Origin of the sequence: Paraburkholderia strydomiana, from assembly GCF_046030495.1 — a bacterium.
Classification (GTDB): domain Bacteria; phylum Pseudomonadota; class Gammaproteobacteria; order Burkholderiales; family Burkholderiaceae; genus Paraburkholderia; species Paraburkholderia strydomiana_A.
Genome location: NZ_JAQQCJ010000054.1, coordinates 1 through 9,732, shown reverse-complemented (window position 1 = coordinate 9,732; position 9,732 = coordinate 1). Strand labels below are relative to the sequence as shown.

Annotated in this window: 7 protein-coding genes and 1 pseudogene; 5 read left to right on the top strand and 3 right to left on the bottom strand. The window is 63.0% G+C overall.

Features of this window, described 5'->3' with window-relative positions:
- Positions 1 to 141 (bottom strand): annotated as a pseudogene (locus PQQ53_RS34695) (electron transfer flavoprotein subunit beta/FixA family protein); the annotation flags it as partial.
- 171 nt (positions 142 to 312) lie between these two features.
- Between PQQ53_RS34695 and PQQ53_RS34690 the strand changes: the two are divergent.
- The 4 genes from PQQ53_RS34690 (at position 313) to PQQ53_RS34675 (ending at position 5,505) form a co-directional block, all read left to right on the top strand.
- Complete coding sequence (locus PQQ53_RS34690) at positions 313 to 1,200, top strand: LysR family transcriptional regulator (protein WP_408150825.1); 888 nt, start codon at positions 313 to 315, stop codon at positions 1,198 to 1,200.
- A gap of 171 nt (positions 1,201 to 1,371) precedes the next feature.
- On the top strand, positions 1,372 to 2,871 hold the full coding sequence (amaB, locus tag PQQ53_RS34685; RefSeq protein ID WP_408150826.1) for an L-piperidine-6-carboxylate dehydrogenase: 1,500 nt from the start codon (positions 1,372 to 1,374) through the stop codon (positions 2,869 to 2,871).
- Between the two features lie 120 nt (positions 2,872 to 2,991).
- On the top strand, positions 2,992 to 4,164 hold the full coding sequence (locus tag PQQ53_RS34680) for an NAD(P)/FAD-dependent oxidoreductase (protein ID WP_408329184.1): 1,173 nt from the start codon (positions 2,992 to 2,994) through the stop codon (positions 4,162 to 4,164).
- Between the two features lie 132 nt (positions 4,165 to 4,296).
- Positions 4,297 to 5,505, top strand: coding sequence for an aminotransferase-like domain-containing protein (locus PQQ53_RS34675; protein ID WP_408329187.1), 1,209 nt, complete (start codon positions 4,297 to 4,299; stop codon positions 5,503 to 5,505).
- A 363-nt stretch (positions 5,506 to 5,868) separates the two neighbouring features.
- Here the strand turns inward: PQQ53_RS34675 and PQQ53_RS34670 are convergent, their stop codons facing one another.
- Positions 5,869 to 6,345, bottom strand: a complete 477-nt coding sequence (locus tag PQQ53_RS34670) for a PRC-barrel domain-containing protein (RefSeq protein ID WP_408329181.1) — start codon at positions 6,343 to 6,345, stop codon at positions 5,869 to 5,871.
- A 491-nt stretch (positions 6,346 to 6,836) separates the two neighbouring features.
- Between PQQ53_RS34670 and PQQ53_RS34665 the strand changes: the two genes are divergently transcribed.
- On the top strand, positions 6,837 to 7,241 hold the full coding sequence (locus tag PQQ53_RS34665) for a hypothetical protein (RefSeq protein ID WP_408158138.1): 405 nt from the start codon (positions 6,837 to 6,839) through the stop codon (positions 7,239 to 7,241).
- 48 nt (positions 7,242 to 7,289) lie between these two features.
- On the opposite strand, the gene rpoD is transcribed toward PQQ53_RS34665, so the two are convergent.
- Positions 7,290 to 9,284, bottom strand: a complete 1,995-nt coding sequence (rpoD, locus tag PQQ53_RS34660; RefSeq protein WP_408150832.1) for an RNA polymerase sigma factor RpoD — start codon at positions 9,282 to 9,284, stop codon at positions 7,290 to 7,292.
- Positions 9,285 to 9,732 lie beyond the last annotated feature (448 nt).

Sequence of the window (9,732 nt, the reverse complement as noted above, 5' to 3'; positions counted from 1 at the left end):
TACCGCTTCTTCCACCGCGATTTCATCGAACGGATTCATCGACATCTTCACGCTCGCGATATCAACACCCGTGCCGTCCGACTTCACCCGAACCTTCACGTTGTAATCGACCACTCGTTTGACCGGCACCAGAATCTTCAACACGCTCTCCCCAGATAAAACGCCTGCATCGACAGCAAGCGCGAACCGCTTCACTCTGACAGAGACCGCCAGCGCAGGGAATTCGGTTTTTTCGAACGTGTGCTTCGTGCCCGGTTAAGATTGCTGTTTGTCTTGCGAGCGCCCATCGGCGCTTCATCACCGGCTTTCATCATGCATTTCGATTTCGTGGATTTGCGTCTGCTCCTGAATATCGCCGACACGCAGAACCTCGCGCGCGCGGCGGAGCGCTCGCATCTGTCGGCGCCGGCTGCCAGCAACCGGGTCAAGAATCTCGAGGAACAACTCGGTGTCAAGCTGCTGTATCGAACCAGCCAGGGCGTGACGCTGACGCCCGCAGGCGAAGCGTTCGTGCATCATGCGCGGCTCGTGCTCGAACGTGTCGAGCATCTGGCGGGCGACATGCAGGAGTACGGCGAAGGCATCAAGGGCCACGTGCGCATCTGGGCCAACACGACCGCGATCAGCGAGTTCATGCCCGCCGTGCTGAGCCATTTTCTGCGCGATCATCCGGACGTCAACATCGATCTGCGCGAAGTGCTGAGCGGCGAAATCGTCAAAGGCGTGGCGGATAGCGCGACCGATATCGGCATCGTTGCGGGCAACGTGCATGCGGAACATCTGGAGATGCTGCCGTATCGCGACGATCGCCTGGTTCTCGTCACATCATGCGATCACCCGCTGGCGAAGCAGGCGTCGGTCGATTTCTCGCAGGTGCTCGGCGCCAACTTCGTGAGTCTGCCCACGTCGAGCGCGATCCATGCGTTCATCACGAGCGCCGCCGATGCGCTCGGCGCGCGTCTGAAGCTGCGCATCCAGGTCGGCAACTTCGAAGCCGCGTGCCGGATGATCGAAGCGGGCGTGGGCATCGGCGTCGTGCCGGAGTCGGTCGCGCTGCGGCACAGGAAGACGATGCAGATCGCGATCGTCGGCTTGAACGATCCTTGGGCCGAACGCAAGCTCAAGATCTGCGTGCGCAGCCTGAAGGACTTGCCGCCGTTCGCGCGGGTGCTCGTCGACAGGCTGATGGCGGCAGTGTGATTCCGGCCGGCTTCGACACCGGCGCGGATCATCAAAGTTTCCTTATGGAAACATCTGACGCCATGTCAACAAGCATTTCCCTGCCATCGACATGTTCTTGCAGCCATAAAAGCCCGCGTGTATAGTTTCCGAACTTACTCTTGTTTCGCATCGGAAATTATAGGGGTTTTCATGGACGCTTCCACTATCCTCGCCGATCTCGGCATCGCGCACGCGGCGCAAGCCGGCGACCTCGCGGTTCATTCGCCGATCACGGGCGAGCTCATCGGCCGTGTGGCCGTCAACACGGTGGCGGAAGTCGACACGGCCCTCGCCCGCGCGAAAGACGCGTACACCGCCTGGCGCAACGTGCCGGCGCCGCGCCGCGGCGAACTGGTGCGGCTGCTCGGTAACCGTCTGCGCGAGAAGAAGCAGGCGCTGGGCAGCATCATCACGCTCGAAACCGGCAAGATCCTGCAGGAAGGCATGGGCGAAGTGCAGGAAATGATCGACATCTGCGATTTCGCGGTCGGCCTCTCGCGCCAGTTGTACGGTCTGACGATCGCCTCGGAGCGTCCCGGCCACCGGATGGCGGAGACGTGGCACCCCATGGGCACCTGCGTCGTGATCTCGGCGTTCAATTTCCCGGCGGCGGTGTGGTCGTGGAACGCGGCACTCGCGCTGGTCTGCGGCAACGCGGTGATCTGGAAGCCGTCGGAAAAGACGCCGCTCACCGCGCTCGCCGTCAACCAGATCCTCAACGAGGCGCTGCAGGAATTCGGCGACGCGCCGGCCGGCCTGACCGCGCTGATCAACGGCGGGCGCGATGTTGGCGCGAAGCTGGTGGCGGATCCGCGCGCATCGATCGTCAGCGCGACGGGCAGCACGGAAATGGGCCGCACGGTCGGCGTGGAAGTGGCGAAGCGCTTCGGCCGCTCGCTGCTCGAACTCGGCGGCAACAACGCGGGCATCGTCGCGCAAACCGCCGACCATGAACTCGCGATGCGCGGCATCCTGTTCTCGGCGGTGGGCACGGCGGGGCAGCGCTGCACGTCGCTGCGGCGTCTGTTCGTGCATGAGAGCGTGTATGACAAGACTATCGAACGTCTGAAGCAGCTGTACAGCAAGGTGCCGATCGGCAATCCGCTCGAAAAAGGCACGCTGATGGGGCCGCTGATCGACAAGCAGTCCTACGCGCGCATGCAGGAGGCGTTGCAGCAGGCCGCGGCCGAAGGCGGCAAGGTGTTCGGCGGCGAGCGTGTCGAGGTGAAGGGTTATGAAGGCGGTTACTACGTGCGCCCGGCGATCGTCGAAATGCCGTCGCAAACCCCGGTCGTGCTGAAGGAAACCTTCGCGCCGATTCTCTACGTGTTGCGCTATACGGATTTCGCCGACGCAGTCGAAGCGAACAACGCAGCGGTTCACGGTCTGTCGTCGTGCGTGTTCACGACCGACCTGCGCGAAGCGGAACGTTTCCTGTCCGATTCGGGCAGCGACTGCGGTATCGCCAACGTCAACATCGGGCCGAGCGGCGCGGAAATCGGCGGGGCATTCGGTGGCGAGAAGGAAACCGGCGGTGGTCGCGAGTCGGGCTCGGACGCATGGAAGGCTTACATGCGCCGCGCGACCAATACGGTCAACTACTCGTCGGCATTGCCGCTCGCGCAGGGGATCGACTTCAATATCGGCTGAGCGCGCCGGCAACGCGTTTATGCGCGGCGGCCATCGCCGTCGCGCGCATCACATCTCTTCAGCAATCCGTTTGCGCCGCCCGGCGTTTTCAGCGCGGCCACGCTACTCGTGGAGTAAGACGTGAGTTCCAAAGTCGTGATCGTCGGCGGTGGGGTGATCGGCAGCTCGATTGCGTATTTCTTGCGGCTGTCCGATCCGACAGTCGGTGTCACGGTGATCGAGCGCGATCCGACTTATGCGCGCTCGTCGTCGGCGTTGTCGGCGGCGTCGATCCGTCAGCAATTCTCCACGCCGCTTTCCATTCAGATGTCGCTGTTCGGCATCGAGTTCTTGCGCTCGATCGGCGAGCGGCTCGAAGTCGACGGCACGCGTCCGTCGGTCGATCTGCACGAAGGCGGCTACCTGTTTCTCGCGACGTCCGCGGGCGAGTCCACGCTGCGCGAGAATCACGCGCTGCAAAAAAGTCTCGGCGCGGATATCAGTCTGCTCGACAAGACCACACTACAAGCGCGCTTTCCCTGGCTCAATACCGATGATCTCGTCGCCGGTGCGTACGGCGAAAGCGGCGAGGGCTGGTTCGACGGCTACGGTCTCGTGCAGGCGTTGCGCAAGAAGGCCCAGGCGCTCGGCGCGCGCTACGTCGCCGCGGACGTCACCGCCGTGCAGCGCGACGGCAAACGCGTTACGCACGTGCAGACCGCGAACGGCGAGACCTATGCGTGCGACGCGGTCGTGAATGCCGCCGGCGCCTGGTCGCGCCGGGTCGCGCAGATGGTGGGCATCGACCTGCCGGTCTACGCGCGGCGCCGCAGTATTTTCAACGTGAGTTCGCCGGCGCGGCTCGAACGCTGTCCGTTGCTGATCGATCCGAGCGGCGTGTACTTCCGGCCTGAAGGCAACGCGTACATTTGCGGCACGTCACCCGCCGCGGATCGCGATCCCGACGACCTGCCGCTCGACGAAGTCGATCACGCGCTATTCGACGACGTGATCTGGCCGACGCTCGCGCATCGCGTGCCGCAGTTCGAAGCGCTGCGCGTGCAGAACTGCTGGTCCGGCTACTACGAATACAACGTGCTCGATCAGAACGCCATCATCGGTTATCACCCCGACGTCGACAACTGCATTTTCGCCAACGGTTTCAGCGGACACGGCTTGCAGCAAGGTCCGGCGACGGGACGCGGCATCAGCGAACTGATCCTGCACGGCCGCTACACGACGCTCGACCTCGGCTCGCTGAGCTTCGCGCGCGTGCTCGACAACCGGCCGATCGTGGAGAAGAACGTGGTGTAGCCGCGCGTCCGGTTGATGCGGAAATTGCAATACGTAGTGCGTAGATATCGTTTGCCGCGCACCCGGACGATGGCCACAATCGACGCCGATCTTCCCCTCGACAGAGAACTCGACCCAGAGCGGCCCGTCACCATGTTCACGTTCAATCCCGCATTCGAAGCACCGACCGGCTCGCCAATTCGCGAGCTGTTCAAGTATCTCGCGCAGCCCGGCATGATCTCGTTCGCGGGCGGTTATCCGGCCAGCGATCTGTTCGATCGTGGAGGGCTCGACGCCGCCACCGTGCGCGCGTCGCAACAGCCCACGCTGTGCCTGCAATACGGTCCGACCGATGGCCTCGCGGTCCTCAAGGAACAGCTTGCTCAGCTGATGGCGCGCCGCGGCACGCCATGCGCGCCGCAGGACCTGCTCGTGACGACCGGTTCGCAGCAGGGCTTCGATCTGCTGCTGCGCGTGATGGTCGCTCCCGGCGACGTGGTGCTGGTCGAACAGCCCGCCTACCCGGCGACCTTGCAGGCGCTGAAGCTGCAACAGGCGGACGTCGTGACGGTGCCCGTCGATCAGCACGGGCTCGACGTCGATGCGCTCGCTGCCCTGCTCGAAGCCGGCACGCTGCGCGCTGCACCGAAGCTGCTGTACACGGTGCCGACGTTTGCCAATCCGACCGGTGCGACCTTGTCGCTCGAGCGGCGCATGGCGTTGTTGAAGCTGGCGGCGCGTCATCGCATTCTGATCGTCGAGGACGACCCGTACGGCGACTTGCGCTTCAGCGGCGCGGCATTGCCGTCGCTGCTCGCGTTGAGCGAGCAGGTGCCGGGGTCGCGCGACTGGGTGGTGCATTTTTCGAGTCTGTCGAAGATCGTCGCGCCGGGTTTGCGGGTCGGCTGGATGGTCGCGCATGCGGAGATTCTGCGTCGCTGTGTGGTCGCCAAGCAGACCGTCGATCTATGCAGTTCGTCGTGGACCCAGGCGATTGCCGCGGAGTATCTCGCGAGCGGTGCGCTGGAGCGCCATTTGCCGCTCATCGTCGACGCGTATGCGGTGAAGTGCCGCGCGTTGTGCGATGCGCTCGATGAGCAATTGGCGCAGCACGTCGCGTTTCATCGCCCGGACGGCGGTATGTTCGTATGGGCGCGATTGAAGGCGGGAGGGAATGCGGCCGACTATCTGCGTGTCTGTATCGAGCAGAATGTGATGTTCGTGCCGGGCGTCGCGTTCTATAAAGACAATGTCGATGTGGCGGCATTGCGTCTGTCATTCGCCGCGCCGGGCGTGGTGGATATCGAAACGGGTGTGCAGCGGATGAAGCTCGCGCTCGAACGTTTCGTCGAGGCAGGATAGAGCGGTATTGGCGTCAGAGCGATGAGCGCTGGGGATAACTCCCTCCCGCGTTTTTCGTGTCGACGGGCAAGCGGGCGTGCAGCGCAGGCAAGGCGCTCGAATTTCTGCTGGGCCGTCGTGCACCACTGAGCAGGAGACGCGCAATCGCCGACTCGCCCCTTACGAAAGCGCGTCGACGGCTCAGCAACGGGCGGCGGCTCGCGCACTATGCGCGAAGCCTGCGACTCATTGGGAGCGCGCGCATGAAAACCAATGCGCTCAATGAGTTGGGTGAGTCATGAGCATGTTGTCCACAGGCTTGTGCCCAATTTCTGTGGACAACAAATCTTAGTCAGCGGCAGTGGCACACATGCCAGGTCGTCCTCAGAAATTCGAGTCCGATTCCCGCTCTTCCACCACATCCCGCGTTGCCGACCAATAGGGCGACCGGTTGTAGTGCGCGTGCACGGACCTGCCCCATTGCATATCGGCCATCGATGGCCAGTTGTCCTTGTCAAAGCTCGGCGCAGTCCTGATTCGCTCGGCGGATGCGTCGAGCAGGAAGCATTTGTCGTCCGTGTCGAGCGTGAGGGCGCTCCACGGAATGGCGTGCAGCGAGTCGCCCATGCCGAGAAAGCCCCCGCTGGACAGCACCGCATATGCGATCCGTCCGCCGCGCACGTCGAGCATGATGGCGGAAATCTTGCCGACATGTTCGCCATCGGATGACATTACCTTGTTGCCGTCGAGTGTGGATGCGGCCATTACATCCGGTCCGGGGCCGTCGCCCATACCTGCTCCGACGATGTTCGCGCCTTGCTCGCAGGCGGCTGCCGGCCCTTGGGGATCGAGCGTAGTCATGACGTGCTCCTCGTGAAAATGCATGAATAGCGACGCGCAACGACCATGCCCAGTCGGGAATGTGGACTGGGTGGAAAGCGGCGCAGAGTCGGGATTGACTTTGACTCGCTGGCTCGAGCTGTGAAGCAGGTGCGTGTGATGCGGCCGGGTGACGCCGAGGCGCGCAATTGGCCACTGCGCACGCGTCTGGCGGGTGAAAGTGAAAGTGACGCGCCGGTTGTGTGTGCTGCTTCGGGTGGTTTGGATGACCCGGTTGGCGGCGCGCGTTGTTTTCAGGCACACCGTCACGTCATACGCCGCGGCGAAAGCCGGCTTGCGCTTACCGCCCCTTACGGATGCTCAAGTTGCGGCCAGTCGGCGTCGATAGATCTTGTGACCGGCGGTGCGTCGAACCCCCGACCCGTCATGCGCGACGCCATCACACAGCGGGTTTGACTTGCGGTGGCGCGATGGCGCAGCACATGTCTTGAGCGTAACGAACGGAGATAGCCATGCAAATCGACAGCGCATTGTCGTCGACCCGACAGGGAGCGGATCGCGCGGCGGCGAATAGTCTGCCCGCGGCGAACGACGCCGCCTCCGCGCAGACCGCGACGTCTACGACATCCGCGGCATCGACGACATCCGCACAGGATGACGCTGTCCATATCTCTGCCGAAGGCGCAGCAGCGGCGGATCGGGACGGAAATACAGGGCAGGAAGAGGGGGGAGTCGATTTCACGAGAACAGACAGCGCGCCGGCGGCGGGCGCCTCGGCGGTGCAGTCGTTTGCATACGGCACGCTCGGTCTTGAACGGCCGGACCAGCCTCACGACGACAGCAATGCGTTCTACACGGCTGGACGTTGGCTGGCAGCGGGCATCACCGTGGGCGGGATCGTCTCGCTGCTTGTTTGAGGAGGGGGCGCTTGCCGTGCAGGCCGCACGGCAAGCGCGATCGCTAATTTAGCGGTCGAGGAACGACTTCAGTCGATCGGCGCGGCTCGGATGCATCAGCTTGCGCATGGCCTTGCTTTCAATCTGACGAATCCGCTCGCGCGTCACGTCGAACTGCTTGCCGACTTCTTCGAGCGTATGGTCCGACTTCGTGTTGATGCCGTAGCGCATGCGCAGCACCTTTGCTTCGCGCGGCGACAGCGAGTCGAGCGCGTCGTCGATGGCGGCGCGCAAGTCGGCTTGCATCGCCGCATCGGCCGGCGACGAAGCCGCCGAGTCTTCGATCATGTCGCCGAGCGTGGCGTCGCCGTCGTCGCCGACCGGCGTTTCCATCGATACCGGCTGCTTGGCGATCTTCAGAATGCCGCGCACCTTCTCTTCCGACAGCTCCATGCGTTCCGCGAGCACCGACGGATGGGCTTCCATACCCGTCTGCTGCAGGATCTCGCGCGAAATGCGGTTGAGCTTGTTGATCGTTTCGATCATGTGCACCGGCACGCGAATCGTGCGGGCCTGGTCGGCGAGCGAACGCGTCACGGCCTGGCGGACCCACCACGTTGCATATGTCGAAAACTTCCAGCCGCGACGGTATTCGAACTTGTCCACGGCCTTCATCAGGCCGATGTTGCCTTCCTGGATCAGATCGAGGAACAGCATGCCGCGGTTCACGTACTTCTTCGCGATCGAGATCACGAGACGCAGATTCGCCTCGATCATCTCGCTCTTGGCCTTGCGCATCTTCGATTCGGCCGCAACCATCTTGCGGTTGACCTCTTTCAGATGCTTCAGCGGCAGCGAAACGGTGGCTTCGATCTCGATCAGCTTCTGCTGTTCGGACTGAATCGCCGGCAGATGGCGCTCGAGCGCCGCGCCGTACGACGTATTGCCGCGCGCTGCGCGTTCCGTCCAGCTGAGGTCGGCTTCGTGGCCGCCAAACGACTCGATGAACTTCTCGCGCGGCATGCCGCTCTTCGTGACGACGATTTGCAGAATGTTGCGCTCGATCGCGCGCACCTGCGCGACCTGGTGCTGGACGTCGCCGCACAGGCGGTCAATCGTGCGTGCGGTGAAGCGGATCTTCGCGAGGTGCTGCTGGATCTCTTCACGTGCGCGCAGATAGGCTTTCGAGGTGACATCGCCACGCGTGTGCGACGCGTTCATCTGGTCAGACAGCATGCCGACCTGCGCGAAGATTTCGAGGCAGTCGCTCGTGAGCTGCTTCAGGCGCGCTTCGTCCGCCGCCGACGAGTCGGCCGGGCCGACGTCGTCATCGCTATCGCTGTCGTCGTCTTCGTCGGCGTTCGTGTCGACGTCGGCTGCCGTGTCGGCGCTCGCTTCCTCTTCCGCCGCGACCGTGTCTTCATTCAGACCGTCGACCAGCTCGTCGATGCGCAGTTCGCCGTCGGCGACCTGCTGGGCGCTCGCCAGAATCGCGGAGATCGCGAGCGGGCAGGCGGCAATGGCTTGCACCATTTCATGGAGGCCGTCTTCGATGCGCTTCGCAATGGCGATTTCACCAGCGCGCGTCAGCAGTTCGGTTGCGCCCATTTCGCGCATATACATGCGCACCGGGTCGGTCGTACGGCCGAATTCGGAGTCGACGGTGGACAACGCGACTTCAGTTTCTTCGTCCGCCTGATCGTCCGACACCACGGCGGGGGCGTTCGAGTTGAGCAGCAGCGTTTCCGCGTCAGGGGCCTGCTCGTAGACCTGCACGCCCATGTCGCCAAACGCGCTGACGATGCTGTCGATTGCCGCGGTTTGCGCGAAGTTGTCGGGCAGATGGTCGTTGATCTGCGCGTGGGTCAGGTAGCCTTGCTCCTTGCCCAGCTGGATCAGCGCACGCATTTGGCGCTGACGTTCTTCGGCTTGTTGCGGGAGCAATTCGGCCGCAACGGGGATCGCTTTGCCGGCGCCCTTGCCCTTGGCCGTGCGACCGGAGGGGGCTTTGCCGCTGTAGCCGGCGTTTTCGTGTTGCGAATCTTCGCGATCAAAAGGGTTCACGTATTCTCCTCTAGAGGCTTCGCTATGAGACGCAAGACGCGACCGTCAGGCGTTTCGAGCATGGCTCAACATCACCTGAGTGACTCAACGCGGTTGTTTGGGTGTGCTCTTGGGGAGCAAAAAAGATGAGCCCGCTTGAAGCGGGCCGATAGAAATATGCGAAATTCGCGCGGCTCGCATTATATACGAGCTTGCGCGTTCGCGCTCATGGGGGCACACCAATTAATCGTGCAAGTTGTTGCAGGGGCGCTTGTAGCTTGCCGGGAGCGCGCGCAGCGGCGTCCTTTGAGCGACGCGACGACTTCTGCTTTGAGGTTGCACGTTGCTTTCTGCATATTCTGCATATATAGGAACCCTTTGGCCTCCTGCGACGGGATCAGTTCCGGCGCTCTGGCTCTATCTATATATAGGGCGCGCATGCTCTGGCGTTGTGCCGCGTGTGCCTTCA